The sequence below is a fragment of the Kitasatospora purpeofusca genome (assembly GCF_042691725.1).
Taxonomy (GTDB): domain Bacteria; phylum Actinomycetota; class Actinomycetes; order Streptomycetales; family Streptomycetaceae; genus Kitasatospora; species Kitasatospora purpeofusca_B.
Map to the genome: position 1 here is coordinate 6,277,272 of NZ_CP170483.1, position 25,124 is coordinate 6,302,395.

The window sequence follows — 25,124 nt, forward strand, 5'->3', positions numbered from 1 at the left end:
AGGCGGAGCGGATCCACGCGGGCAACACGTTGCGCCGGGTCGGGCCGATTGCTGTGGCGCCCCCTCCGCGTCGGCGGAGGGGGCGCCTTGGACTGCTGGGCTGCGGGAACGGCGGATCGAGCGGCAACGCGGGGCCGGCGGGTGTGTTCAGGAGGCGTCTCCGCGGATCAGGCGCAGGGTGGGCCTGGCGCGTTCCGCCGGCGGGTCGGCCGACAGGTCGAGGTCCGGGAAGGCCCGGCGGGCCATGGCGCGCAGCTGCGCCTTGCGGTCGTCGTCGGCTTCGTCGTCGTCCGGGTAGAAGGCGAGGCACTGGGCGCCGGTGGCCTCGTCCTCCCAGGTGTAGCTGCGGTAGTTCGGCGGCGGCTGTTCTTCCGGCATGGGGGGACCTCCGGTCGTCGGGGGACCCCACCGTAGGCGACCGGTCGGTGCCGGTGGAGGGGCCGCTAAGTCGCAGGGGTGGTGGGACCTTGCCGCATGTGCGGGTTTTCACCCGATGGGGTGAAGGGGGTCCGGAGTAGGGTCGGGGAGGTGGTGAACTCGGGGGTGGCCGGGAGGAGTTGGCATGGTGGTGCGGCGGTTCGCGGAGTTGTCGACGCCCTTGGTGGCGGACGCGTGCGTGCGGGTGGGGGCGGAGGTGCGGGCGGCGCCGGCCGGGGTGGCGGCGGTGGTGCCGGGGGGCCGGGTCGCCGGGCGGGTGCTGCCGGTGCGGCACTACGGGAGCGTGGATGTCTTCCTGGAGGCGTACGGGGCGGCCGAGCCGGGGGACGTGGTGGTGATCGACAACGGCGGGCGGACCGACGAGGCGTGCGTCGGGGACCTCGCCGTGCTGGAGGCGCGGGCCGCCGGGGCCGCCGGGGTGGTGGTGTGGGGGCTGCACCGGGACACCCCGGAGCTGGTGGAGATCGGGCTGCCGGTGTTCAGCTACGGCAGTCTGCCGCTCGGGCCGCTGCGGCTGGACGTGCGGGAGCCGGAGGCGCTGGTCAGCGCCCGGTTCGGGCCGCACCTGGTGGGCGTCGAGGACGTGGTGTTCGCGGACGCCGACGGCGTGCTGTTCGTGCCCGGGGCCCGGCTGGACGAGGTGCTGGAGACGGCGGCCGGCCTCGCCCGCACCGAGCGCGCGCAGGCGGAGCGGATCCGCTCGGGCGACACGCTGCGCCGGCAGACCGCGTTCGACGCGTACCTGGAGCGCCGCGCCGCCGACCCGGGGTACAGCTTCCGCCAGCACCTGCGGCGGGCCGGCGGTGCGATCGAGGAGTGAGGAGAAGGGCGGCGCCCCTGGCAAAGTGCCAGGGGCGCCGAAGGGGCTGGGGTCAGAGCATCGCGGCGGCGGGCTTGACCATGGCGCGGGCGGTCTTGGCGTCGACGTACTCGCCGATCGCGGTCATCACCCATTCGCCGGAGTACTGGCGGATCAGCTTGCACATCACCACGCCGGTGTGCGGCTCGGAGTGGGTGAGGTCGAAGCGGACCAGCTCCTGGTTGGTGGCGGGGTCCACCAGGCGGCAGTAGGCGTTCTTGACCTCGGTGAACTTCTGGCCGGAGAAGGAGTTCACCACGAAGACCAGCCCGCAGACCTCCGCCGGCAGGCCGTCGAGGTGGACGGTGATCGACTCGTCGTCGCCGCCGCCCTCGCCGGTCAGGTTGTCGCCGGAGTGGGCGATCGCGCCGTTGAAGATGCCCAGCTTCATGAACCAGGCGGTGTCCAGCTTCTCGCGCTTGGCGTCGAAGGCGAGGCAGGAGGCGTCGAGGTCGATGTTGCGGCCGCGGCCGGCGGGCTCCCAGCCGAGGCCCATCCGGACGGCGGACAGGAACGGCTTGCCGTTCTTCTCCAGGGAGACCGAGCCGCCCTTGGTGAGGCTGACCCGGCCCTTGTCCAGGGTGACCTTGGTGAAGGACGGGGCGGCGGCGGCCGGCGGGGCCGGGGGAGCGGGGGGCATCGGGGGCGCGGCCTGCGGCATCGGCGGGGCGGCGGCCATGGCGAGCCGGGGGTCGACCGGGGCCGGGGGCGCCGGGGCCGCCGGGGGTGCCGGCGGTGCGACGGGTGCGGCGGCGGGGGCCGGGGCGGCGGCCGGCTGGTCGTCGACGCTGACGCCGAAGTCGGTGGCGATGCCGGCCAGGCCGTTCGCGTAGCCCTGGCCGACCGCGCGGACCTTCCAGGCGCCGTTGCGCTGGTAGACCTCGACCACGATCAGCGCGGTCTCCCGGCTGAGCGGCGGCGGGGTGAAGGTGACCAGCACCTCGCCGGTGGCGGCGTCCCGGACGGTCGCGGTCGGCTCGATGCCCGCGAAGGTGGCGCCGGCCTCGTCGGGGCTCGCGGTCACCACGATCTTGGTGATCCCGGCCGGGACGGCGGCGGTGTCGACGATGATCGCGTCCGGCGTCCCGGCGGCGGCCGGGCGGTGGGTCACGCCGGGGCCGTTCGGGGCGTTGTAGAAGACGAAGTCGTCGTCCGAGCGGACCTTTCCGGCGTCCGTCAGCAGCAGGCCCGAAACGTCCAGCGCCTTGGGTGCGGTGACCTCGACGGTCACCCGCGCGGCGGTCAGCGGGGCGTTGCCGCCTTGGGTCAGGACCGTGGACACGAACTCCTCCTGGGATGCGGTGGTGCGGCGCCGGCCCCGGCGGTGGGGCGGCTGTGCCGGCTGGCGACCACAGTAACGAACGAGCCCGGCCGGATGAGCCCGAACGGGGCGCTGACCTGTCGGGTTGTCGGACCGGCGGTCAGCCGGCCGGGGCGGCGGCGCGCGGTGCCGGCGTGGCGAAGCCGCCGAGGGTGGAGACGGCGCGCGGCCGGGCGATGCCGAAGGCGCCGGCGCTCCAGGACTCGGGCGTCCCCCGCCGGACCGCGGCCCGGGGCGGGGCGGCGGCCGCCGGGCGGGTGGCGTGCCCGGCGGGACGGGTGCCGCGCACGGTGAAGGTGTAGCGGCCGGGGCGGACGTCCGTTCCGGGCGGGGTGCTGAAGCGGTAGACCGCCGCGCCGCGCTCCTGATGGGTGGTGACCACGGCGCCGGCGAGGTCCGTCCAGGCGGTACCGGAGCCGGGGACCGCCGCGCCGGGGGCGAGGCGGAACTCGGCCTGCAGCGCGGTGAGCGGTTCGGTGACGGTCAGCGCGAGGACGTGCCGGGTGCCGTCGCGGCCGAGCGACTGGACCAGGGCCGTGCCGCCGAGCGCCTGGTCGTCGGCCTCGTCCGCGGTGGCACCCGGGCGGTTCGAACCGGTGTCGTCCGCGCCGTCGTCGTCGGTCGTGCCGAGGGTGCCGCCGGTCCAGTCGCGCGGGGACGGAACGGGGACGCCCGGGGTGTCGGGGGCGGGCACGAACGGGCGGGGCGTGGTCGGCGAGGGCGCGGGCACGGAGGGGGACGGCGAGGGGGAGGCACCGGACGGTGACGGGTCCTCGGCGGGCCGGCGGGCGGTCTGCGCGCCGGTGCCGGCGGGGGCGAACTGCTCGTCGGCGGACTGCGGGTGCTCCGGGCGGCCGCCGGCCAGGGTCTCCGGGGCGCCGGTGGCGCCGGACTGCTCCGTGGCGGGGCCGCCGGTGACGCCGTGTCGGGAGGCCGGGCCCTCGGCGAGCGGCGCGGTGGACGGCGCGCCGCCGGTGCGGGGGACGGGCGGGGAGGAGGTGCGCTGAGCCGGCACGGCGTCGGGGGCGCGGGTGCCGGACGAGGCGGGGCCGGCCGGGCGACGGCCCGCCTTGGTGTCCGGGCCTGAGGTGTCCGGGCCGGCCGCGGTCCCGGTGCCGGAGGTCGTGCCGGTGCCGGTGGCGGAGCCGGCGTCGGGGGAGGTGGCCGGGGTGGGCGGCCCGCTGGAGCCGACCCGGGCGGTCCCGGCCCGGCGACCCACGCCCTGCTGCTCGTTGAGCAGGAAGGTGGTGGCGATGCTGATGCCCACGACGGTCGACATCGCCATCGCGGCGCCGGAGAACCGCAGGGTGGGCAGCCGCAGGCGGCCGCCGAACGGCCCGGGACGGCCGTGTCGCCCGTTTCGCGTGCGGTACCGGTCGTGCGCGTACGGTGCGTCCTGACCGGTGTCGTCGGACAGAGTCATCTGACCCTCCCTCCCCTGAAGTCGCCGTTGCGGTCGTGGCATTCTCCCACGTGCCGGCGGCGGTGCCGGTGCCGTCGGACCGGGCGGACGGCCGCCGGTCGCCCGGTGCGGTCGGCGTGTTCGGTCCGGTCCCGTCGAATCCGGTCCGATCGGGTCCGAAGCGGTACCGGCTGGTCCGGTCCGGTCGGAAACGTCGTCCGGGGGTCGTTCGGGCGCGGTCCGGCCTGGTGGTTGCGGGGGCGCGCGTGCGGAGTCCGACCGGACGCGCGCGCGGGCGTGCGCCGGCAGGGGGACGAGCGTAGCAGCGGGCACCCGGGCGGTGGCCAGTGGTCGGACGGAATTGATCCAATCCGTGGACAACCCTTTGACCAGCGGAAGTTGACGGTCCGTCTGACAAGGCCGGTAAGGGATCCTCGGTCGGTGCGGGGATTATTGCAACCTCTTTGCAACCCTTGCCCGCCCCTCGCGCGGTGAAGCACGCTGGTGGACATCCCACGCCGTCCCGGAGAGACCGTCATGCCGCCCGACCCGCTGCCAGCACCTTCCAGTGCCCCCCTCGCCGCTACCCCCACGGGCGGCGATGAGGCAGGCTCCACCGCCGCTCCGGCGGCGGTGGAGGAGGTGCTGACCCTGCGGATCTCGCTGGGCGAGGAGGTGGTCGGGGAGGTCCGTACGCGGTTCCGGTTCGACGCCGCGCGCCCGTACGAGGTGCTGCTGACGTTCCACCTGGGGCGGCCGGACGAGGCCGACTGGGTGTTCTCGCGTGAACTGCTGCGCGACGGCCTCCGCTCGTTGAGCGGCCAGGGCGACGTCAAGCTGTGGCCGGCGTACTGCCCGTGCCACGGCTCGACGTTGCACCTGGCGCTCGAGTCCCCGCACGGCAGCGCCCTGCTGGAGGCCTCCAAGCCCAAGGTCCAGGACTGGCTGGAGCGGACGTACGCGCTCGTCTCGGAGACGGCCGAGCGCTCCCACGGGCCGACCGACGACGAGTTGTCGAAGCTGCTGGCCGGCGGGCGCTGAATCCGGGGACGGTGGCCCGGTGCCGCGCGCCCGGGAGCTACGGGGGCGGCAGGGGGAGGCGGCCGGGCCGGGGGCGCGGGCCCGGTAACGGCGGGGTGCCGGGCAGCCGGACCGTTCCGCCGACCAGCCCCGCGCGGAGCCTGCGCACGGCCGGCGCCGAGGAGGTCGGCAGCAGGTCGTACGGGTCCTCCGGGCCGGCCACGGTGACCAGCACCGATTCGGCGAAACGATACGGCCGGTGGGCCAGCAGGCCGCCCAGGTAGCGGCGCAGCCGGGACAGTTCGGCCCGCACCGTCACCGTCCGGGCCGGGTCCCCGAACAGGGCGTCGGCCAGCTGCGCCGCGCTGAGGCCGTTGCGCTCGGTGGCGAGCAGGAGCAGCAGTTCGGCGTGGCGCGGGCTGAGCGCGTGCGACCAGCTGCCGGCCGCGCCGCGCACCGACAGCTCGGGGCTGCCCGCGCGGTGCAGGTCGAGCCGCAGCCGGGCGCCCTCGGCCTGTTCGGCGAGCAGGCCGGCGCCGGGGCCGGCGGTGTCGGCGCCCGGGCCGTCGGAACCGCCGGGGACGGCCGGGACGGCGTCCTGCGGCCGGACCGGCCGGACCAGCCAGCCGTCGGCGAGCGGCTCGATCGCGCACTCGCCCAGACTGGGCAGCCAGTGCACGGCGGTCGAGCCCCAGCCCTCGGCGGGCAGCCGCAGCCGGGCCGGGGGCGGCAGCCCTGCCGCGGCCGCCGTCCAGCCGGCCGCGTCCACGACCAGGGCGGGCCCGTTCACCCGGGCCAGCATCGGGGCGGCCAGGGTGCGCAGGTGGTGCAGGGATTCGAGGCGGCGGGCGCGCAGTTCGGTCTCGGCGAGCTTGGCGGCGGTGGCGGTCAGCTGGAGCAGGTACGGGCGGACGGAGTGGGCCGGGCCGCTGAGGTTGATCGCGCCGATCAGCCGGCCGGTGCCGGGGTCGTGCACGGGGGCGGCGACGCAGGTCCAGGAGTGGTGGCTGCGCAGGTAGTGCTCGGCGGAGTGGACCTGCATCGGGCGCTGGGCGCGCAGCGCGGCGGCTATGCCGTTGGTGCCGACGCGCTCCTCCACCCAGCGGGCGCCGGTGAAGAAGCCGATCCGGTCGGCGCTGCGGCGCAGGCCGCGTTCGCCCTCCTGCCAGAGGATGTGGCCGTCGGCGTCGGCGATCGCGAGGATCAGCGGGGGCTGCTCGCCCTGCTCGACCAGGGTGCCGCGGAGGATGGGGAGCAGCGGGTCGAGGCCGCTGGCCCGGCGGCGGTGCTCGATCTCGGCGGGGCCGAGGTGGACGGCGGCGGCGCCGGCGTCCGGATCGAGGCCGAGGCGGCGCAGGCGCTCCCAGGAGTCGCCGATCTCGGGGCGGGGCTGCAGGAAGGGCGGGTCGTCGGGGGCGGCGGAGTCCCGGGCGGCGCTGCGGGCGGCGGCCTCGGCGAGGGCGCGTTCGTGGACCCTGGCCAGTTCGGCCGCGCTCTGCGGGATTCGGCGTTCGGGCCGTCGGGTCTGCCGTCCTGGCTGCCGCACTCGTGTCGCTCCTCGCCGCCGTTCGAGGGCGCGCCGGGGCCGACGCGCTGACGAAAGAGTACGGGCGCTACCGGTTCCTGGGGATGGGGTCTGCCAACTCGGAATACCAGGCGGTACGAGAGTGATCATGCCAATGAATGGCGGCGGCCGGTGCCCCGTGACGCCCTATCGGGCGCCGGGTTGCTGCTGGGCGGCCTCGACGCTGTGGTGGAGGTCGGCGGTGGCATCGAGGCTGGTCGCGGCGGTGAGGGCGAGGCAGCCGGCCAGGGCCAGGGCGGCGGTCCGGCGGGCGGCGACCGTCCCGGCGGGGCGCGGGTGGAGCAGGGCGGCGACCCGGCGGGGGACCGGTCCGCCGTGGGCGGCCGGGGCGTGCCGGGGCCGGCCCGGCCAGGGGACCGGCCGGCGGCGAGGGCGGCCCGGCCCACCGCGCGGGCGGTCACCGCGCGGTCGCCGACCCGGGCGGCCGCGGACTCGTCGGCCCAGCGTTCGAGGTGGTAGCCGAGCGGCGCGCGCAGGGCCCGCAGGGCCGGGTGGGCGACGGCCGCGTGGGCGGCGAGGGCGAGGAAGAGGTGGTGGCGGGCGGTCAGGTGGGCGCGCTCGTGGGCGAGCAGCGCCGCGCGCTCGGGGGCGTCCAGGGCGCGCAGCATGCCGGCGGTGACCACGATCCGGCCCGGTTCGACGGGGCGGCCGGGGCGGCGGAGGCGGCCGGGCAGGGCGAAGGCGTCGGCGTGCTCGTCGGGCAGGACGGCGAGTTCGGTGGCGGGCGGAGTGGTGAGCAGCTGCTTGGCGCGCTGGGTCCACGGGGTGCGCGCCCGGCGCATGGGTGCGCGCGGGGGGCGCGTGTCCGGATGCTGGTCGTGCGGGCGGCCGGGTGGACGTTCGGACGCCCGGGCCGGGGCTTCGACGGTGGCTTCGAGGGTGGCCTCGACGGCGGTGCGGGCGGTGCCCAGGTCGCGTCGGTGGCGGCGCGCGGTGCGCAGCGCGAGGGCCGTGAGGACGGCGAGCGCCAGCGCGGCCGGCCCGGCCGCCGCCACCGGGGTGCCCGGTGTCCCGGCGGCGAGCCAGTGCGGCGAGAGGTGGCCGAGGGCGGCGACCGGCGGGAGCCGGAGCAGCCCGGCCGCGGTGAGCAGGCCCAGCGAGCAGAGCGTGCCGCCGGCCAGCACGGTCGCGGTGGCGGCCAGCGTCCAGACGGCGGCGCGCGGCGGCAGCGCCTCGGCGAGCCGGCGGGCGGGCAGCACGGCGAGGAAGGGCAGCAGCAGGGGGGCCCAGACCGCGACGATCACCGGGCGGGGTCCTCGTCGCCCAGCAGGTCGCGCAGCAGGCGCTCGTCCTCCGCCGAGAGGTCGGAGACGAACCGGGCGAGCACGGTCGAGCGGTCGGACTCGCGGCCCAGCTCGGCGTGCATCCGGCGGGCGGCCAGTCCGGCGGGGTCGGCGACGGCCGGGGTGTAGGCGTAGCCGCGCCCGGAGCGGGTGCGGTGCACCGTCCCCTTGTCGTGCAGCCGGGCGAGGATCGTCGCGACGGTGGTCCGGGCCAGGCCGTCGCCGAGGGCGCCCTGGATGTCCTGCGGCGTCAGCGGCCGGTCCGCGGCCCAGAGGGCGGCGAGCACCTCGGCCTCCAGCTCCCCGGCGGGCCGGCGGGCGGACGGTACGTCGGACATGGCGGGGGTTCCTCCAGGTATCGTCTACAGTCGTGTAGACCGTCTACGCGATTGTAGACAGTCGGGTGCGCCCTGCGGTGCCGCCCACCAACGTACGGGAGGTCCGCCGGTCATGGTCCAGTCCTTCGCCGCACCGGTGCCCGCCGCCCCGGGTGTGCTCGGTGCGCTCGGTGTGCTCGCCGGGTCCGTATTCGGTCCATTTGTGACCGATATCGACCGTTACCTGTCGCTCACCCTTGTTCTGGTAGTAGTTGTCTCCATGCTCCCGATTGTTCTCGAAGTGTTCCGCGCCCAGCAGGTCCGCCGTCACGGCGGTGACCTCCGGTGACGGCGTCCAGCGAGCTGGCCGCGTACGACGGCAGCGGCATCGACGGCGGCCTCTACCGCCGGGTGGTCGACTGGGCGGACGCCGCGCCGCACTGGTTCAACCAGATCGTCGAGGTGTGGTCGCTGCTCGGCCTCGGCCTGTTCGCGCTGCTGATGCTGGCCGCCTGGTGGCGGGCGCGCGAAGGCGGGCCGGCGGTGATGGCCCGGGTGCTGGCCTCGCCGCTGATCGTGCTCGTCGCCTACGCGGTGAACTCCGGGTTCAAGAGCCTGGTGGAGGAGGTCCGGCCGTGCGCCCAGCTGCACGTGCGCGACACCCTGGAGGCCTGCCCGGGCGCCGGTGACTGGTCCTTCCCGAGCAACCACACCGTGATCGCCGTCGCGGCCGCCGCCGCGCTCTGGTTCGCCGACCGGCGGATCGGCGCGCTCGCCGCGGTGGCCGCCGTGCTGATGGGCGCATCCCGGGTCTGGGTCGGGGTGCACTACCCGCACGACGTGCTGGCCGGCGCGCTGGTCGGCCTCCTGCTGGCCGTCCCGCTCGCGCTGGCGGCCGGCGCGGCGGGGCCGGCGGTGGAGCGGGCGCGGACCGGTCCGCTGCGGCCGCTGCTCGGCGCGGGTCCGCAGGCGCCGGCGGCGCGGTCCGGTCGGCCGGTCGGCGCCCGGCGGGACTGACGGGCTCGACGACGAGCAGGCCGGACGCCGTCCCGACCCTTGTGTGGCCGGGGTGGCGGGGAGAGCATGTGAGCCGGGCGCGGCTGCCCCCGAGGGGAGCACCCGCCCGGCTCAGTCGTGCCAGGGCGCCGCGCGCGCCGGGCGTGCCAGTGGAGGGAAGTGCTGCCCATGCCGTACCGACTCGACATCACCCAGGGGGACTGGCCGGCCGAGGAGCTCGGCAAGGGCGTCGAGGGGCTGCTGGCCGAGGCGATGGTGCTCACCCTCGCGACCGCCGGCCACGAGCACGGCCCGCACGCCAACCTCGCCTTCTTCGCCTACGACGACGACCTCGTCCTCTACTTCGTCAGTGAGCGCGCCACCCGGCACAGCCACCACCTGGCCGAGGAGGCCCGGGCGGCGGCCACGGTCTTCCTGCCGCCGCCGGTCTTCGGCGAGCAGTTGCGCGGCCTGCAGCTGACCGGCAGCGCGGGCGAGGCGTGGGGGCGCCAGGCGCAGGCGGCGCTGGCCGCCTACCAGGGGCGCTACCCCGCCTTCGCGCAGGACGACGAGGTCCGGCGGCAGTTCCTGACCGGGGGCGGGGCGGCGGCGCTGTACCGGTTCCAGGTGGAGGAGCTGACGGCGGTGGACGAGCCGAAGTTCGGCCGGCGGCACTACCTGCGGGCGGCCGTGCGGCGCTGAGCCGCGGGCCGGTCGGCGGACTGGCCGCCAGGTTGTCTGTACAACTTATCGGCCGGTTCATCTGTGGGCCGTCGCTCGGACGCCCCTCGGACACCTCGCGGCATCAGCCTGGCCGCATGAGAGTCATCGTCGTAGGAGCGGGCGTGCTCGGCACCATGCACGCCTGGCAGGCCGTCGAGCGCGGTCACGAGGTCGTCCACCTGGAGCGCGAGGCCGAGGCGCGCGGCGCCTCGGTGCGCAACTTCGGCCTGGTCTGGGTCAGCGGCCGGGCCCGGGGCGAGGAGCTGGACACCGCGGTGCGGGCCCGCGAGCTGTGGGAGCGGATCGGCGGGCAGGTGCCCGGCCTCGGCTTCCGTGCCAACGGATCGCTCACCGCGATCCGCACCGAGGCCGAGCTCGCGGTCGCCGAACAGGCGCTGACCCTGCCCGACGCCGAGCTGCGCGGCTACCGGCTGCTCGACCCGGAGCAGACCCGGGCCCTCAACCCGGCCCTGCGCGGCAAGCTGCTCGGCGCCCTGCACTGCGAGCGGGACGCCGCCGTCGAGCCGCGCGTCGCCCAGCCCGCGCTGCGCGCCGCGCTGGCCGCCACCGGCCGCTACACCTTCCTGCCCGGCCGCGAGGTCCGCGACGTCGTCGGCGAGAACGCCGTCCGCGACGACCACGGCGACGTCCACACCGGCGACCTGGTCGTCCTGTGCACCGGCGCCTGGCTGGGCGGCCTGGTCCGCGAGCTGGCGCCCGAGCTGCCGGTGCGCAAGGTGCGGCTGCAGATGATGCAGACCGACCCGCTGGGCGAGCCGCTGACCACCTCGGTCGCCGACGGCGACTCCTTCCGCTACTACCCGGCCTTCGCCGGGACCGCCCTGGACCGCCTGCGCGAGGTCCAGCCGCAGCCGCCGGTCGCCGCCGAGCACAAGATGCAGCTGCTGATGGTCCAGCGCCTGGACGGCGGCCTCACCATCGGCGACACCCACGAGTACGACCAGCCCTTCGGCTTCGACGTGGTCGAGGGCCCGTACGACCACCTGGCGGGCGTGGTCGAGGACCTGCTCGGCCGCCCGCTGCCGCGGATCCGCCGCCGCTGGGCCGGCGTGTACGCGCAGTGCGTCGACACCACCCGGGTCGTCCACCGCGAGCGCGTGCGCGACGGCGTCTGGCTGGTCACCGGCCCCGGCGGCCGCGGCATGACCTGCTCGCCCGCCATCGCCGAGACCACGGCGAATCTCGCCAACCTGTAAGCCCGTCGGAGGAACTGAACATCATGTCGTACGACATCCGCCTGGTCGTCCTGGACATGGCCGGCACCACCGTGGCCGACGACGGCCTGGTCGAGCGCGCCTTCCAGGCCGCCGCCGGCTCGCTCGGCGTCGAGGCCGGCAGCCCCGAGCACGCCCGCATGCTCGACCACGTCCGCGCCACCATGGGCGAGTCCAAGATCTCCGTCTTCCGCCACCTGTTCGGCGAGGAGGAGAAGGCCCGGCGCGCCAACACCGCCTTCGAGGCCGCCTACCACGACCTCGTCGACGCCGGTCACTGCGAGGCGCTGCCCGGCGCGGCCGAGGCCATCGCCGAACTCCGCGGCCAGGGCCGCAAGGTGGTCCTCACCACCGGCTTCTCGCGGGCCACCCAGGACCGCATCCTCACCGCCCTCGGCTGGGAGTCGATCGCCGACCTCACCCTCTGCCCCGCCGAGGCCGGCCGCGGCCGTCCGTACCCGGACCTCGCGCTCACCGCGCTGCTGCGCACCGGGACGGACGCCGTCCGCCAGGTCGCGGTGGCCGGCGACACCGGCTACGACATGCTGACCGGCTCGCGCGCCGGGGCCTGCGTCGTCGCCGGCGTCCTCACCGGCGCCCACGGCGAGGAGCGCCTGCGGGCCGACGGCGCGACCCACGTGCTGGCGTCCGTCGCCGGGCTGCCCGCGCTGCTGGCGGGCTGAGCCGGGGGCCGGCGGCGGGGCGGGCCACCGGGATCCGCCCCGTCGCCGGCGTCCCCGGGGCCGGGCTCCTGTGAACGGGTGGGCCTGCGCGTTCGCGCGGTTGCGCCGCGTCCCCGGCCCGCCAGACTGGGGCCATGGAGACCATGGTGACCGTCGCCGGCGGCGAGCTCTGGGCGGAGGACACGGGCGGGGAGGGGCTGCCGCTGGTCCTGGTCCATCCGGGCGTCGGGGACTCCACGATCTGGGACCCGGTCCTGCCCGCGCTCGCCGCGCGGCACCGGGTGATCCGCTACGACTGCCGCGGCTACGGCCGCTCGCCCGCGCCCACCGCCCCGTACTCCCAGCTCCGGGACCTCCTGGCGGTGCTCGACCGCTTCGGGCTGGAGCGGGCGGTGCTGGTGGGCAACAGCAACGGCGGGGCCGTCTCGATCGACCTGGCCCTGACGGCCCCGGAGCGGGTGGCGGGCCTCGCCCTGCTCGTCCCCGCCGTGAGCGGCCACGACCTCACCGGCGCCGAACTGTCCCGGGAGATGGGGCGGTTGGCCGAGGCCGGCGACCGGGAGGGCATCGTCCGGCTCGGGCTGAGCCTCTGGGGGAAGGCCGGCGGCGGCACCCCCGAGGCCGATCCGGTCGCCGCCGCGCACCTCAGGGCCGTGCTGCCGGCCTGGTTCGCCAACGTCGGGTACGTGCGGGGCGAACCCGCCGCCTTCGACCGGCTGGGCGGGATCACCGCGCCCACCGTGCTGGCCCTGGGGGAGCTGGACCGGCCGGTGGTCGTGGAGTTCAACGAGCGGACGGCGGCCCGGATCCCCGGCTGCCGGCTGGTGCGGCTCACCGCCTCCGACCACTACCCGACGCTGCGCGAACCGCAGGCCGTCACCCGGCTGATCGAGGAGCTGTACGCCGACGTGGCGTGAGGCGCGCGTGGTTGCGGCCGAGGGTTCAGCGGGCGGCTCCGTGCGCGGCGAGCAGCGCCGGGAGTTCACGCATGTCCTCGAAGACGACCGTGCCGGGCCCGGCCAGGCGGGCGGCGGGGGTCAGGCCTCCGGCGTAGCCGAACGCACGCATACCGGCGGCGCGCGCGGCCTGCACGCCGGGCGCGCTGTCCTCGACGACGGCGCACGCGGACGGCGGCACGCCCATCCGCCGGGCCGCGTGCAGGAAGAGGTCGGGCTCGGGCTTGCCGCGGGCGACCTCGGTGGCGCTGAAGATGCGCCCGGCGAAGCGGTCGAACAGGCCCGTGCGGCCCAGGGTGTGCGCCATCTTCTCGTGCGAGCCGCTGGACGCGACGCAGGTCGGCAGGGCGATCGCGGCGAGCGCCTCGGGCAGGCCGTCGACGGGCTCCAGTCCCGCGTCCACCTCCACCTCGTGGCGCCGCACGAACTCCGCCCACCACCGGTCGGCGCTCGCCCGGCCGAGCCGGGCGGCGACCTGCCCGTCGATCGAGGCCATCGAGCGGCCGATGAAGCGCTCGACCACCTCCTCCTCGGTCAGCGGCCAGCCGAGTTCGGCGCCGAGCGCGATCTGGACGCGGGCCGCGATCCGCTCGCTGTCCACCAGGACGCCGTCGCAGTCGAAGATGACGAGCCGTATCGCTTCGGTTGGAATGATCACGCCCGAAGGATAGGCACGGGGCCCGCTTGTTGACGAGCGGAAACCTGCGGCCGGATATCCGACATGACGCGGAAACAAAAGCGCCCGGGTATTGCCAGCGTTCGCCGGGAACTCCTACAGTCGCACGCATGGCAGCTGGAGAGTTCCTGGCTGCTCGCCGGCACGTCGATTTCGGACGGCTCGCGAGCGCCCTCTGTACGGCCGCTCCGGCGTGACTCGGCGGCGGGCCCCCGGACGGGTGGGCGGGGGCCGCCGCAGTACGCCGGACCTTCCCGGGGTGGCTCGCCCCCGCACCGTTCGTGCAGGTCGGTGAGGTGCCCCTCGTTCTTCGCCGCGGATCCCCGGTGGACCGCCACGCCGTGAACGCCGTCCGGGAGGCGGGCGCGGCCGTCGTGCGGGCCGGGTGGACCGCTTCCCCGTGAATGGTTCCGGCGCCGCCCCCGGTATTTCCCGGGGCCGCCGCGCCCGGAATCACCGAAAAGCATGGAGGGAAATTCATGAGCGAGATCGGCGATTCGGAAACGAACGGTTCGCCCCGGGTCGGCCGGCGCGGCTTCCTCGCCGGCGCCGCGGCCGCGGCGGCCACCGCCGCCGCCCCGGCGGCGCTCCAGCTCGCGGCCGCGCGCCCCGCGGCCGCGGCCGGGACCGGCGCCACCCGGCCCAACATCCTGCTGATCGTCACCGACGACCAGCCCAAGCAGACCGAGTGGGCCACCCCGCAGATCGTGGACTGGATCGCCGGCCACGGCGTCCGCTTCACCCGAGGCCACGTCACCACGCCGCTCTGCGCGCCCTCGCGGTCCTCGGTGTTCTCCGGCCGCTACGCCCACCACCACGGCGTGCGCAACAACGGCGCCTCGCACAGCCTCGATCAGCACACCACCGTCCAGCGCTACCTGTCGCAGGCCGGCTACCGCACCGGCCAGTTCGGCAAGTACCTCAACTCCTGGGCGGTGGCGGACAACCCGCCGCACTTCGAGGAGTGGGCGCTGCTCCAGCCCGCCTACAACAACGCCACCTGGAACATCAACGGCGACGTCCAGACCCTCACCGGCTACACCACCAACATCATCAAGAACCGCACCCTGGCCTTCCTCGACAAGGCCGCCACCGACCCCCGCCCCTGGTTCGCCTACGTCACCCCGTACGCCTCGCACGAGCCCAACGTGCCCGCCCCCAAGTACGCGGACACCGTCGTCCCGCCGTGGAACGGGCGCCCCTCGGTGCCCGAGGCCGACCGCAGCGACAAGCCCGGCTACATCCAGAACGCCACCGCCACCCTCGCCGACGCCCAGGCCGTGCGCACCCGCCAGCTGCGCACCCTGCTCTCCGTCGACGACGCCGTGCAGGCGATCCACGACAAGCTGGTGGCGCTCGGCCAGTTGGAGAACACCCTGGTCATCTACCTCGGCGACAACGGCTACACCTGGGCCGACCACGGCTGGCTCAAGAAGTCCGTGCCCTACTCCCCGGCGCACGAGGTGCCGTTCTACCTGTCCTGGCCGGCCGGCGGCCTCGGCGCGGGCACCACCGACCACCGGATCGTCGCCAACATCGACGTCGCCCCGACCATCCTCGACGCCGCCGGCATCACGCCCGACACCCCGCAGGACGGCCACTCGCTGCTCACCGCCGCCGACCGCGACCACCTGCTGGTGGAGTGGTGGAAGCAGGGCACGGCGGCGGGCGGTCCGCCCACCTGGTCCTCCTACGTGGCCGCCGACCAGCAGTACACCGAGTACTACGTGCTGCACACCGACGCGAACGGCACGGTGTCCGGCACGGGCGAGGTGAAGTTCCGCGAGTACTACGACCTCGCGGCCGACCCCTACCAGCTGAGCAACCTGCTGTACCAGGCCACCCCGCAGCAGGAACAGGCGCTCGGCATCCCGGCGTTGGCGGCGCAGCTGGCCGCCGACCGGGCCGCCTGACCCTTCCCCAGCGGTCCGGGGGCGGCGGCCGGCCGCCGCCCCCGGACCCCGACCCGAACGAGGAACCACCGTGTCCACCACCAAGCCCTGCTGCACCCCCGGCCGCGACGGCGACGGGCCGGCCGCGCCCGTCGCCCTCACGCTCGCGGCCCCGGGGACCGCCCCCAGGGCCGTCCCGCGGGTCGCGCGGCAGCTCACCGGCCTGCCCGGCGGACGATTCCTGATGGGCACGGACGACCGGGAGGGCTACCCGGCCGACGGCGAAGGGCCGGTGCGCGAGGTCGGGTTGAGCCCGTTCCGGATCGCGCCGACCACGGTGACCAACGCCGCCTTCGCGACCTTCGTCAAGGCCACCGGCCACCGCACCGAGGCCGAGACCTTCGGCTTCTCCTACGTCTTCGAGGGCTTCCTGCCGGAGCGGCTGGCCGCCGCGTCCCCGCAGGTGGCCGCCGTGCCGTGGTGGCGGGCGGTCGCCGGGGCGAGCTGGCGGGCGCCCGAGGGGCCGGGCTCCTCGGTCACCACCCGTCAGAACCACCCCGTCGTGCACGTCTCGTGGCACGACGCGCAGGCGTACTGCGCCTGGTCGGGCACCCGGCTGCCCACCGAGGCCGAGTGGGAGTACGCCGCCCGGGGCGGCCTGGAGCAGGCGCGCTACCCGTGGGGCGACGAACTCACCCCGGGCGGGCGGTACGCGTGCAACATCTGGCGGGGCGTCTTCCCCACCCTGAACACGGCGGCGGACGGCCACCGGGGGACGGCCCCGGTGACCGCCTTCCGGCCGAACGGCTTCGGCCTGTACAACACCGTCGGCAACGTCTGGGAGTGGTGCGCGGACTGGTTCAGCGCGGACTTCCACCGCACCGGCCCGCGCCAGGACCCGCCCGGCCCGCCGCAGGGCGCGGCGCGGGTGATGCGCGGCGGCTCCCACATGTGCCACGCCTCGTACTGCCACCGCTACCGGGTGGCAGCGCGCAGCTCCAACACGCCCGACAGCTCGGCCGGGAACATCGGCTTCCGGGTGGCCGCCGACGCCACCGCTTGACCTTGACACGGTGGCAAGGTCTTGACTGCGGCCGAGGAGGTGGTCCCGATGACCGTGCCGCAGAAGGAAACGACCATGACGCGAGCGCTCCGCGGGCTGGAGCACGCCGACGCCTCGGTCCGGCTGCAGACCGCGCTGGCGGTCGGCACCACGCCGGACCCGAGGTTCGTCGGCAAGCTCGTCGAGCGCTGTGCGATCGAACCCGAGTTCTCCGTGCGGGAGATGCTGACCTGGGCGCTCACCCGCCACGCGCCGTCGGCGACGGTCCCGGCGCTCGTCGGCGAAGTCGGCTCGGAGCGCGCCCAGGCCCGGAGCCAGGCCCTGCACACGCTCTCCAAGATCGGGGACCGGCGGGCCTGGCCCGCGATCACACCGGCGCTGCTGGCCGACGCCGACGACGAGGTGGCCCGGACCGCCTGGCGGGCGGCGGTCGTCCTCGCGCCCACAGGTGAGCGGCCCGGGCTGGCCGTAGAGTTGGCGAAACAGCTCGGCCGCGGCGAGCGGGAGACGCAACTGAGCCTCAGCCGGGCGCTGATCGCGCTCGGGGAGACGACGCGGCCGGCCCTGGACGCGGCCGCCGGGGCTCCGGACCCCCGGGTGCGGGCGCACGCGCTCGCGACCGAACGGCTGTGGCGCGACCCGGACGCCGGCTTCGAGTTCGCGATCGAGGAGGCGAAACGCGTCGTGGCCCTGGGCGGGGCCGGCGGGGAAGGCGGGTAGGCCGTGTTGATCGGCGAGGTCGCGCGACGCTCCGGGGTCAGTGCCCGCATGCTCCGGCACTACGAGTCGCTCGGCCTGGTGCGGCCGACGGGGCGGACCGACGCCGGCTACCGGGAGTACACGGACGGGGACGTCCGGCGGATCTTCCACATCGAGAGCCTGCGGTCCCTGGGGCTGTCGCTGCGCGACGTCGGGCGGGCGCTCGACGACCCCGGCTTCGCGCCCGCCGAACTCGTCGACGACCTCATTCGCGGGACGCGGGAGCGCATCGCGGCGGAGACGGAACTGCTCACGCGGCTGCGCCGGATCGGGGCCGCGGAACCCGCGGGCTGGGAGGACGTCCTGCGGACCGTCGCGCTGCTCCAGGCGCTGGGGTCGACGAGCGCGAGGACGCGCCACCGGGCGGCCCTGTCCGCGACCGAGGACGCCCCGGCGCCGGTGGAGGCGCTGGTCGAGGCCGTGCTGGGCGAGTCGGACCCCAACGTCGCCGGAGCGCTCCGCTGGGCCCTGGCGCACTCGGGGCAGGAGGCGTCGGCCCTGCTGGCGAAGGGCCTCGGCTCGCCCTCGGCCAAGGTGCGCAAGCGTGCCGTCCAGGCCCTCGCCGAGCTGCGCGACGCCGGGGCGACCGCCGTGCTGCGGGAGGCCCTCGCCCACCCCGACCCGGTGGTCCGCGGCCGTGCGGTGCTGGCCCTCGGGGTGCGGGGAGCGGCCGACGCGGTCCCGCCGCTCATCGGCCTGATCGTCGAGGGAACGAACGACGTCGACGCGGCCGAAGCCCTGGGCGCCCTGGCGACCGACGCGGCGTCGGCGGACCGGATCGCCGCCGCCCTCGTCGAGCGCCTCACCCCGGGCACCCCGGGCACCCCGGGCACCCCGGACACCTTGGAAGCGCCTTCCCGTCGCCGCCTGACCCAGGCCCTCGTGGACATCCCGGGCCCCACGGCGACCCGCGCCCTGACCGCCCTGACCCACGACGAGGACCGCGCCGTCGCCCTCACCGCCGCCTACGCCCTCCGGCGGCGCGGCTTCCCGGCCGGCTGACTCAGGGGCCCTGGTCGCCGAAGGCGGCCGCGAACGCCTCGGCGATCAGCCCGGGGAGCGGCGTCCGTCCGTCGCCCTCGGCCCAGCGGACCAGGGCCGTGTGCAGGGCGGCCAGGCAGGCGCCGGTGGCGGCCTGGGTGCGGAAGGTGTCGTTGCCGTCCCCGAGGGCGGTGACGATCGCCTGCTGGAGGGCGTACTGGTTGTCGAGGTGCTTGGCCCGCAGGGCCGGCGTGGTGATCATCAGTCGGAGGCGGGCGAGCAGGAACCGGCCGCCCGCCGTCAGCTCGTCCCCGTCACCGGTCAACTCCGTGGCGGCGTCGACGAGCGCGCGGCCGATGCGGCGGACCAGGGGCTGCTCGGCGGGGGACGCGGCGATCCGCTCGGCGACCAGCCGGGCGTGCTGGTCGGCCAGCACCAGGTCCTCCTTGGTCGGGAAGTGCCGGTAGACCGTCATCGGCGACACCCCCGCCGCCCCCGCGACGTCGGTCACGGCCGTCGCGTCGTAGCCGCGCTCGGTGAACAGCCGTACCGCGTGGGCCTGGATCAGGCGTTGCGTCTCGGCTCGGCGTCGGGCTCGGAGTGTTGAGGGCTGATCGGTCATGTGGTAGACCCTACCTGAATGGTAGTCACTACCAAGTCTGGGGTGATGGGAATGAAGACGGCTCTGGTGACCGGGGCGTCACGCGGCATCGGCCGGGCGATCGCGATCCGGCTGGCGGCCGACGGAGCGGCGGTCATCGTGCACTACGGCACGGACGAGGCCGGCGCGGCGGCGACGGTGGAGACGATCGAACGAGCCGGCGGGACCGCGTACGCCGTGCGTGCGGAGCTGGGTGCGGACGAAGACGTCGACACACTCTTCGCCGGAGTGGAAGCGGCGCTGGCCGGGCGGCCGCTCGACATCCTCGTCAACAACGCGGCCGCCCCACCCGCCGGCCCGCTCGGCGTCACGACCCGGGAGGAGTTCGACCACCTCTTCGCGGTGAACGTGCGGGCCCCGTACTTCACCGTCCAGCGCGCGCTTCCCCTGCTCCCCGACGGCGGCCGCATCGTCACCATCTCCTCCGTGGCGACCCGGATGGCCAACCCCGCCCAGACCTCCTTCGCGATGACCAAGGGCGCGGTCGAGACGATGACCCTGACCCTGGCCAACGACCTGGGCACCCGCGCCATCACGGTCAACGCGGTCGCCCCCGGCGCCACCCGCACACCGACCAACGCCCCGGCCTTCGCAGCCCCGGGCCTGGTCGAGTCGATCACCCGCTCGACCGCCCTCGGCCGCCTGGGCGCCCCGGAGGACGTCGCCGACATCGTCGCCTTCCTCGCCTCCGACGCCGCCCGCTGGATCACCGGCCAGATCATCGACGCCACCGGCGGCCTCTTCCTCGGCCCCCGCGCCTGAAGGTCGCACGACGACCACGAATCCGAGCCGCCACCCGTTGGGGTGGAGCCTGTCCTTCGCGCAGAACGTCGTCTCGTCACCGGTTGACCGGAGGAGAACTGACGATGTGTCAGGACGTGGGCCCGCCGGGAAGCGGGACGGGCCCGGACGGGCGCTCAGTGGCTGCTCTTCAGGTTGAGGACGACGACGCCGACGATCACCAGGGCTATGCCGAGCCACTGCAGCCGGCCCAGGGACTCGCCGAAGGCGACCACGCCGATGCCGGCCACGGCCGCCGTGCCGGCGCCGGACCAGACGGCGTAGGCGACGGAGACCGGGATGTGCTTCAGGGCGCGGCCGAGCAGGACGAACGAGAGCACGTAGCCGATGGCCACGCCCACGCTCGGCCAGAGCCGGCTGAAGCCCTCGGTCAGTTTGAGGCAGCTGGTGGCGCAGACTTCGCTGATGATCGCGAGGGCGAGGAGTACGTAGGGCATGGGGGGTCAAACCCCGGGGGCGGCGGTGAGCTTCCCGAGGAGGGCCAGGTCCGCGTGCTCCAGGCTGTCCAGCAGGGTGACCCGGGAGCTGCCCGGGATCGGGACGTCGCTGGAGGGGACGGCGAGCACCGCGCAGCCGGCGGCGGTGGCGGAGGCGACGCCGGTCGGGGTGTCCTCGACGGCCACGCAGGTGGCCGGGTCCAGGCCGAGCAGGGAGGCGGCGGCCAGATAGGGGTCCGGGGCGGGCTTGGTGCGCGGGGTGTCCTCGGCGGCGAGGGTGACGGCGAACCAGTCGCGGCCGATGGAGCCCAGCACCATGTCGACGACCCGGCGGGGGGAGGCCGAGACGAGGGCGGTGGGCACCCGGGCGTCCCGGAGGGAGGCGAGCAGGGCGAGGGCGCCGGGGCGGGGGACGGTCTGCGCCGCCACCTTGCCGGCGAAGGAGTCGCCGAGGCGGGTGGCGAGTTCGGACTCGCTCAGCGCGGTGCCGCTGACCCGGTGGAGGTGGGCGGCGGTGTGCTCGATCGCCTGGCCGAGGACCTCGGGGGCGTCGGCGTCGGTGAGGCAGTGGTGCAGTTCGTCGGCGAGTTCGGCGGCGGCCTGCCACCAGAGCTGCTCGGTGTCGACGAGGGTGCCGTCCATGTCGAAGAGGACGGCGGCGGGTGGGGGAGTGTGAGGCATGGCGGTACCTTCGCGGCGGTTCAACAGGACGGATCAGACCGTACGACGGTCGACCAGGACCGGCCGTTCCGGGAGGGTCAGGGCGGCGCGCGAGCCGATCGGCAGGGCGGCGGCGGCCTCGGTGGGCAGGTCGGACTTGACCTCGGTGCCGTCGTTCAGGCGGACGGTGAGGCGGGTCACGGCGCCCAGGAAGGACGCCGAGACCACCAGGGCGGCCCCCTGCTCGTCGGGGCTCAGCCGGACGTTCTCCGGGCGGACGAGCACGTGCAGTTCGCCGTCGGCGGGCAGGGCGCCGTCCACGGCGTGGCGGCGGCCGAGGACCTCGACGCCGTCGCCGGAGCGCTCGCAGGGGATGCGGCTCATGGTGCCGACGAACTCGGCGACGAACGCGGTGGCCGGCCGGGCGTACAGCTCGGAGGGCGTGGCGCACTGCTCCAGGCGGCCGGCGCGCAGGACGGCGACCCGGTCGGCCATCGACAGCGCCTCCTCCTGGTCGTGGGTGACGAACAGGGTGGTGATCCCCAGCTCCTGCTGGAGGCGGCGGATCTCCTCGCGCAGCGACAGCCGCACCTTGGCGTCCAGCGCGGACAGCGGCTCGTCGAGCAGCAGCACCCGCGGCTGAAGGGCGAGCGCGCGGGCGAGCGCGATGCGCTGCTGCTGGCCGCCGGACATCTGGTGCGGGTAGCGGCCGGCGTGCTGCGGCAGGCCGACGAGCTCCAGCAGCTCCTGGGCGCGCTTGAGGCGCTCGGCCTTGCCGGTGCCGCGCATCCGCAGGCCGAAGGCGACGTTGTCGGCGGCGGTCAGGTGCGGGAAGAGGCTGTACGACTGGAACACCATGCCCGCGTCGCGCTTGTGGGCGGGGATCGCGGTGATGTCCTGGCCGTCGACCAGGACCTGGCCCGAGTCGTGCTGCTCGAAGCCGGCCAGGATGCGCAGCGCGGTGGTCTTGCCGCAGCCGGAGGGGCCGAGCAGGGCGAGCAGCTCGCCCGGGTGGACGGTGAGGTCGAGGCCGTCCAGCGCGGTGGTGGCGCCGAACGCGCGGCGCAGCGAGCGGAATTCGACGGTCGCGCTGCCGGGGGCGAGGGGGACGCCGGTGACGGGGGCGGTGGCCGTGGTCATGATGGGTGACTCCGGGGGTTCAGGAGGTGGCGGGCTTGTGGCGGCGCTCGCGGCCGACGGTGGCCAGCAGGAGCAGCAGCAGCCAGGTGAGCAGCAGGCTCAGGATGGAGACCGCGACCGACATGTGGGCCTGGCTGTTGCCGACCGAGTAGATCCAGACCGGGAAGGGCTGGAAGCCGAGGATCGAGGCGGCGGTGAACTCGCCGAGCACCAGGGCCAGGGTGAGGAAGGAGGCGTTCAGCAGGGCCCCGCGCAGGTTGGGCAGGACGACGGTGAACACCGCGCGCGGCCAGCTCGCGCCGCAGTTGCGGGCGGCCTCGACCAGGGTGCGCACGTCCACCGAGCGCAGGCCGGCGTCCAGGGCGCGGTAGGCGAGCGGCAGGGCCATCAGCACGTAGGCGATGACCAGCACCAGCGGGAAGTCCGGGTCCTGGACGAACACGAAGGTCTGGAAGAACGGGGTGTCCATCAGGTAGTCGGGGCCCCAGCGCAGCACGCCGATCAGGCCGGCGGTCAGGGCGACCGGCGGGACGACCAGCGGCAGGGTGCAGAGCACGTCGATGACCGGGCGCAGCTTCGGCGAGCCGAGCCGGACGGCGATCAGCGCCGGGACGAGCAGGAGCAGCAGCACCAGGACGGTGACGACGGCGAGGCCGAGGGTCAGCCAGAGGCTGTCCAGGAAGCCGGGGGCGGAGAGCAGCCCGGTGTAGGCCTCGAAGGAGATGCCCTGCGGGTCGTCGATGGAGAACCAGAAGGAGGCCGCGAGCGGGACGACGAAGTACACGCCGGCGAGCAGCAGGACGGCGCCGCGCCACCAGCGCACGGTCCGGCGCCCGGCGGGAGCGGGGGCGGGGGTGGTCAGCTGAGCCATCGGGCGCTCCGGCGCTGGAGGGGGAGGTACACGGCCATCACCAGGACGGCCACGACGATCATGTTGAGGCTGAGGGCGAGGGCGAGGTTGCCCTGGCCGACCAGCACGTTGCCGGAGAGCGCGTCCGCGATCGAGCGGCTGACCAGCGGGACGGTCGCGCCGACCATGGCGGCGGCGGTCGCGTAGGCGGCGAAGGCGCTGCCGAAGAGCAGCACGAAGCCGCCGAGCAGCGAGGGCAGCAGGATCGGCAGGGCCACGTGGCGCCAGTACTGGACGGTGGTGGCGCGGTTGTTCTGCGCCGCCTCGCGCCACTGGGTGCGCAGGCCGTCCAGGGCCGGGGTGATGGTGAGCACCATCAGCGGGACGAGGAAGTACAGGTAGACGACGGTCAGGCCGGTGAACGAGTACAGCGACCAGCCGTGGTCGGTGAGGTGCAGCAGCTTGGTGATCTCACCGGCGTTGCCGAGGGTGGCGACGAACGCGAAGGCGAGCGGCAGGCCGCCGAAGTTGGCGAGCACGCCGGAGGCGGTGAGCACCGCCTGGCGCAGCCAGCCGCGCCGGGAGGTGACGACCGCCTGGGCGAGCGGCAGGCCGATCAGGGTGGCGAGCAGCGCGGTCAGCGCGGAGAGCTTGAGGCTGCTCAGCATGGCGGTCAGGTAGCCGCCCTGGACGGAGGCCGTCAGGTTGTCGAAGGTGAACTGCCCGGCGCCGCTCTCCGCGTCGCTGGACGAGGTGAACGCGCCGATCACGATGGCGACGGTGGGCAGACCGAAGCCGATCAGGAAGAACAGCAGCAGCGGGAGGGTGGCGAGCCAGGAGGCGCCGCCGAGGCGGGCCAGGGGCCGTCGCCGGGGAGTGGGGGTGGTGGTCGTGGCGGTGGCGGACGCCCCCGCGCCGCCACCGGGAACGGTGGCGGCGGGGGTGGTCGGCACCGGGGTGGGAGCCGTGGTCATGAGTGCTTCTTCAGCCCGTTCGATGAGTGCTGACGGTCCGTCAGCCTGCGATGGCCTTGGTCCAGTTCTCGGTGACGACCTTCTTGGCCGCGTTGATCTGGTCCACGGTCGGGAAGGTGGTGAAGGGCTTCTCGACGGTCGGCAGCTTGGCGGCGGCGGTGGCGTCCAGGGTGCCGTCCTTCTTCAGCGCCTCGAAGGTGGACGGGGTGGCGTAGCCGCCGAGGAAGAGGTTCTGGCCCTCGGCGCTGAACAGGTACTCCTGCCACAGGCGGGCGACCGCCGGGTGCGGGGCCCACTTGTTGACGGCCTGGTTGTAGAACTGGGCGTAGGAGCCGTCGACCGGGATGGAGACCTGCCAGTCGATGCCCTTGCCCTTGAACTCGTCGGTGTAGCCGGCGTTCAGGTAGGACCAGTCGATCGAGATCGGGGTCTCGCCCTTCTCGATGGTGGCCGGGGTGGACTCGACCGGGTTGAAGTTGCCGGACTGCTTCAGCTTGCCGAAGAAGTCGATGCCGGGCTGGATGTTGTCCAGCGAACCGCCGTTGGCGAGCGCGGCCGCGTAGACGCCGCCGAAGGCGGAGCCGGACTTGGTCGGGTTGCCGTTGAGGGCGACCTGGCCCTTGTACTCGGGCTTGAGCAGGTCGGCGAAGGTCTTCGGGCAGTTGGCGATCTTCTTGGCGTCGCAGCCGATCGAGACGTAGCCGCCGTAGTCGTTGACGGCGGCGCCGTTGGCGTCCTTCATGGTGTCCGGCACCTTGTCGAAGGTGGCCACCTTGTAGGGGGCGAGGATGCCGTCCTTGACCGCCTGGAGGGCGAAGGCGCTGCCCAGGTCGACCACGTCGGGGGCGCGGTCCTGGCCCTTGCGGGAGTTGATCGCGTTGATCTCGTCCTGGCTGGAGCCGTCCGGGTTCTCCTCCTCGACCTCGATGCCGTACTTGGCCTTGAACGAGTCGATGATCTTGCCGTAGTTCGCCCAGTCCCGGGGCAGCGTGATGACGTGCAGCTTGCCCTCCTTCTTGGCGGCGGCGACCAGGCCGTCCATGCCGCCGAAGTCGGCGGCGGAGGTGGCCTCCTTGGCGTCCTTGGCGCCGGCCTTGGCGGCGTCGCCGGACTTGGCGCTCGACCCGGCGGAGCCGCAGGCGGTGAGGGAGAGCGCGGCGGCGGTCAGGACGGCCGCGAAGGCGGCGGCGCGGGCACGGTGCACGGTCACGGGGAAGTCTCCTGTTAAGGGGGCGTACTGCGAGGGGCGTTCGCGGGGGGTTCCGCGGGCCTGCGTCTCGCGAAGGGCGGCGGGCCGGCCGGGTGCGCGGCCGATCGACGTCGTCCGAGTTGACTAGCCAACTTCGCTGACGTGGGTAAGTACGCCGGAACCCGGTGACGGGAAGGTGAACGGATGGCCCAGTCCCGGGGGC

General features: G+C 74.9%; 27 protein-coding genes. 13 read left to right on the plus strand and 14 right to left on the minus strand.

Annotated elements, in window-relative coordinates; all coding sequences use genetic code 11:
- Nucleotides 1–147 precede the first annotated feature (147 nt).
- Nucleotides 148–378 carry a hypothetical protein gene (locus ACFCLZ_RS27070; RefSeq protein ID WP_380280093.1) on the minus strand — a complete coding sequence of 77 codons (231 nt, stop codon included), beginning with the start codon at nt 376–378 and terminating at the stop codon, nt 148–150.
- Between the two features lie 184 nt (nt 379–562).
- On the opposite strand from ACFCLZ_RS27070, the gene ACFCLZ_RS27075 reads away from it, so the two are divergent.
- Nucleotides 563–1,258, plus strand: coding sequence for an RraA family protein (locus ACFCLZ_RS27075; RefSeq protein WP_380280095.1), 696 nt, complete (start codon nt 563–565; stop codon nt 1,256–1,258).
- A 52-nt stretch (nt 1,259–1,310) separates the two neighbouring features.
- On the opposite strand, the gene ACFCLZ_RS27080 is transcribed toward ACFCLZ_RS27075, so the two are convergent.
- Together ACFCLZ_RS27080 and ACFCLZ_RS27085 are read right to left on the minus strand one after the other, a co-directional pair.
- Nucleotides 1,311–2,567 (minus strand): TerD family protein, encoded by a 1,257-nt coding sequence (locus tag ACFCLZ_RS27080; protein ID WP_380286298.1) that lies wholly within the window; start codon nt 2,565–2,567, stop codon nt 1,311–1,313.
- A 151-nt stretch (nt 2,568–2,718) separates the two neighbouring features.
- The gene (locus ACFCLZ_RS27085) at nt 2,719–4,041 is read right to left on the minus strand and encodes a hypothetical protein (RefSeq protein ID WP_380280097.1); all 1,323 of its coding nucleotides are present in this window, start codon (nt 4,039–4,041) and stop codon (nt 2,719–2,721) included.
- A 621-nt stretch (nt 4,042–4,662) separates the two neighbouring features.
- On the opposite strand from ACFCLZ_RS27085, the gene ACFCLZ_RS27090 reads away from it, so the two are divergent.
- Nucleotides 4,663–5,061 (plus strand): SsgA family sporulation/cell division regulator, encoded by a 399-nt coding sequence (locus tag ACFCLZ_RS27090; protein WP_380280098.1) that lies wholly within the window; start codon nt 4,663–4,665, stop codon nt 5,059–5,061.
- 37 nt (nt 5,062–5,098) lie between these two features.
- On the opposite strand, the gene ACFCLZ_RS27095 is transcribed toward ACFCLZ_RS27090, so the two are convergent.
- From ACFCLZ_RS27095 to ACFCLZ_RS27105, 3 genes are all read right to left on the minus strand, one after another.
- A complete protein-coding gene (locus tag ACFCLZ_RS27095) occupies nt 5,099–6,586 on the minus strand; it encodes a GAF domain-containing protein (protein WP_380280100.1) in 1,488 nt (495 codons plus the stop codon).
- Between the two features lie 125 nt (nt 6,587–6,711).
- Entirely contained in the window at nt 6,712–7,869 is a 1,158-nt protein-coding gene (locus tag ACFCLZ_RS27100) for a M48 family metalloprotease (RefSeq protein WP_380280102.1), read from the minus strand.
- On the minus strand, nt 7,866–8,246 hold the full coding sequence (locus tag ACFCLZ_RS27105) for a BlaI/MecI/CopY family transcriptional regulator (protein WP_380280104.1): 381 nt from the start codon (nt 8,244–8,246) through the stop codon (nt 7,866–7,868). Before ACFCLZ_RS27105 ends, ACFCLZ_RS27100 begins: the two co-directional genes overlap by 4 nt.
- 112 nt (nt 8,247–8,358) lie before the next feature.
- On the opposite strand from ACFCLZ_RS27105, the gene ACFCLZ_RS27110 reads away from it, so the two are divergent.
- From ACFCLZ_RS27110 to ACFCLZ_RS27135, 6 genes are all read left to right on the plus strand, one after another.
- On the plus strand, nt 8,359–8,574 hold the full coding sequence (locus ACFCLZ_RS27110; RefSeq protein WP_380280106.1) for a hypothetical protein: 216 nt from the start codon (nt 8,359–8,361) through the stop codon (nt 8,572–8,574).
- The gene (locus ACFCLZ_RS27115; RefSeq protein ID WP_380280108.1) at nt 8,571–9,242 is read left to right on the plus strand and encodes a phosphatase PAP2 family protein; all 672 of its coding nucleotides are present in this window, start codon (nt 8,571–8,573) and stop codon (nt 9,240–9,242) included. The genes ACFCLZ_RS27110 and ACFCLZ_RS27115 overlap by 4 nt, the downstream gene beginning before the upstream one ends.
- A 168-nt stretch (nt 9,243–9,410) precedes the next feature.
- Nucleotides 9,411–9,923, plus strand: coding sequence for a pyridoxamine 5'-phosphate oxidase family protein (locus ACFCLZ_RS27120; RefSeq protein ID WP_380280110.1), 513 nt, complete (start codon nt 9,411–9,413; stop codon nt 9,921–9,923).
- 116 nt (nt 9,924–10,039) lie between these two features.
- Nucleotides 10,040–11,161: a TIGR03364 family FAD-dependent oxidoreductase gene (locus tag ACFCLZ_RS27125; protein ID WP_380280112.1), complete on the plus strand. Its 1,122-nt coding sequence runs from the start codon at nt 10,040–10,042 to the stop codon at nt 11,159–11,161.
- A 23-nt stretch (nt 11,162–11,184) separates the two neighbouring features.
- On the plus strand, nt 11,185–11,862 hold the full coding sequence (locus tag ACFCLZ_RS27130) for a phosphonatase-like hydrolase (RefSeq protein WP_380280114.1): 678 nt from the start codon (nt 11,185–11,187) through the stop codon (nt 11,860–11,862).
- A 134-nt stretch (nt 11,863–11,996) separates the two neighbouring features.
- Nucleotides 11,997–12,779 (plus strand): alpha/beta fold hydrolase, encoded by a 783-nt coding sequence (locus ACFCLZ_RS27135; RefSeq protein WP_380280116.1) that lies wholly within the window; start codon nt 11,997–11,999, stop codon nt 12,777–12,779.
- A 25-nt stretch (nt 12,780–12,804) separates the two neighbouring features.
- Here the strand turns inward: ACFCLZ_RS27135 and ACFCLZ_RS27140 are convergent, their stop codons facing one another.
- Nucleotides 12,805–13,476: an HAD family hydrolase gene (locus tag ACFCLZ_RS27140; RefSeq protein WP_380280118.1), complete on the minus strand. Its 672-nt coding sequence runs from the start codon at nt 13,474–13,476 to the stop codon at nt 12,805–12,807.
- Nucleotides 13,477–13,973: 497 nt separating this feature from the next.
- Between ACFCLZ_RS27140 and ACFCLZ_RS27145 the strand changes: the two genes are divergently transcribed.
- The 4 genes from ACFCLZ_RS27145 to ACFCLZ_RS27160 all read left to right on the plus strand — a co-directional run bounded on the left by ACFCLZ_RS27145 (nt 13,974) and on the right by ACFCLZ_RS27160 (nt 18,210).
- Nucleotides 13,974–15,407, plus strand: a complete 1,434-nt coding sequence (locus tag ACFCLZ_RS27145; protein WP_380280120.1) for a sulfatase — start codon at nt 13,974–13,976, stop codon at nt 15,405–15,407.
- Nucleotides 15,408–15,477: 70 nt separating this feature from the next.
- Nucleotides 15,478–16,449 (plus strand): formylglycine-generating enzyme family protein, encoded by a 972-nt coding sequence (locus tag ACFCLZ_RS27150; protein ID WP_380280122.1) that lies wholly within the window; start codon nt 15,478–15,480, stop codon nt 16,447–16,449.
- A 75-nt stretch (nt 16,450–16,524) separates the two neighbouring features.
- Nucleotides 16,525–17,169, plus strand: coding sequence for a HEAT repeat domain-containing protein (locus ACFCLZ_RS27155; RefSeq protein WP_380280124.1), 645 nt, complete (start codon nt 16,525–16,527; stop codon nt 17,167–17,169).
- 3 nt (nt 17,170–17,172) lie between these two features.
- Entirely contained in the window at nt 17,173–18,210 is a 1,038-nt protein-coding gene (locus ACFCLZ_RS27160; protein ID WP_380280125.1) for a HEAT repeat domain-containing protein, read from the plus strand.
- A gap of 1 nt (nt 18,211) precedes the next feature.
- On the opposite strand, the gene ACFCLZ_RS27165 is transcribed toward ACFCLZ_RS27160, so the two are convergent.
- On the minus strand, nt 18,212–18,811 hold the full coding sequence (locus tag ACFCLZ_RS27165) for a TetR family transcriptional regulator (RefSeq protein WP_380280127.1): 600 nt from the start codon (nt 18,809–18,811) through the stop codon (nt 18,212–18,214).
- A gap of 51 nt (nt 18,812–18,862) precedes the next feature.
- Here ACFCLZ_RS27165 and ACFCLZ_RS27170 point away from each other — a divergent pair, with 51 nt between their 5' ends.
- Nucleotides 18,863–19,612, plus strand: a complete 750-nt coding sequence (locus tag ACFCLZ_RS27170) for an SDR family oxidoreductase (RefSeq protein WP_380280128.1) — start codon at nt 18,863–18,865, stop codon at nt 19,610–19,612.
- Nucleotides 19,613–19,767: 155 nt separating this feature from the next.
- On the opposite strand, the gene ACFCLZ_RS27175 is transcribed toward ACFCLZ_RS27170, so the two are convergent.
- From ACFCLZ_RS27175 to ACFCLZ_RS27200, 6 genes are read right to left on the minus strand one after another with little or no spacing between them, the layout of a single operon-like run.
- Nucleotides 19,768–20,088 carry a DMT family transporter gene (locus ACFCLZ_RS27175; protein ID WP_380280130.1) on the minus strand — a complete coding sequence of 107 codons (321 nt, stop codon included), beginning with the start codon at nt 20,086–20,088 and terminating at the stop codon, nt 19,768–19,770.
- Between the two features lie 6 nt (nt 20,089–20,094).
- A complete protein-coding gene (locus ACFCLZ_RS27180; RefSeq protein WP_380280131.1) occupies nt 20,095–20,769 on the minus strand; it encodes an HAD family hydrolase in 675 nt (224 codons plus the stop codon).
- Between the two features lie 33 nt (nt 20,770–20,802).
- Nucleotides 20,803–21,888 (minus strand): ABC transporter ATP-binding protein, encoded by a 1,086-nt coding sequence (locus tag ACFCLZ_RS27185; RefSeq protein WP_380280133.1) that lies wholly within the window; start codon nt 21,886–21,888, stop codon nt 20,803–20,805.
- A 19-nt stretch (nt 21,889–21,907) separates the two neighbouring features.
- A complete protein-coding gene (locus tag ACFCLZ_RS27190; RefSeq protein WP_380280135.1) occupies nt 21,908–22,759 on the minus strand; it encodes an ABC transporter permease in 852 nt (283 codons plus the stop codon).
- Nucleotides 22,747–23,712 carry an ABC transporter permease gene (locus ACFCLZ_RS27195; protein WP_380280137.1) on the minus strand — a complete coding sequence of 322 codons (966 nt, stop codon included), beginning with the start codon at nt 23,710–23,712 and terminating at the stop codon, nt 22,747–22,749. Before ACFCLZ_RS27195 ends, ACFCLZ_RS27190 begins: the two co-directional genes overlap by 13 nt.
- Before the next feature lie 40 nt (nt 23,713–23,752).
- Nucleotides 23,753–24,922 carry an ABC transporter substrate-binding protein gene (locus ACFCLZ_RS27200; protein ID WP_380280139.1) on the minus strand — a complete coding sequence of 390 codons (1,170 nt, stop codon included), beginning with the start codon at nt 24,920–24,922 and terminating at the stop codon, nt 23,753–23,755.
- Nucleotides 24,923–25,124: the final 202 nt, after the last annotated feature.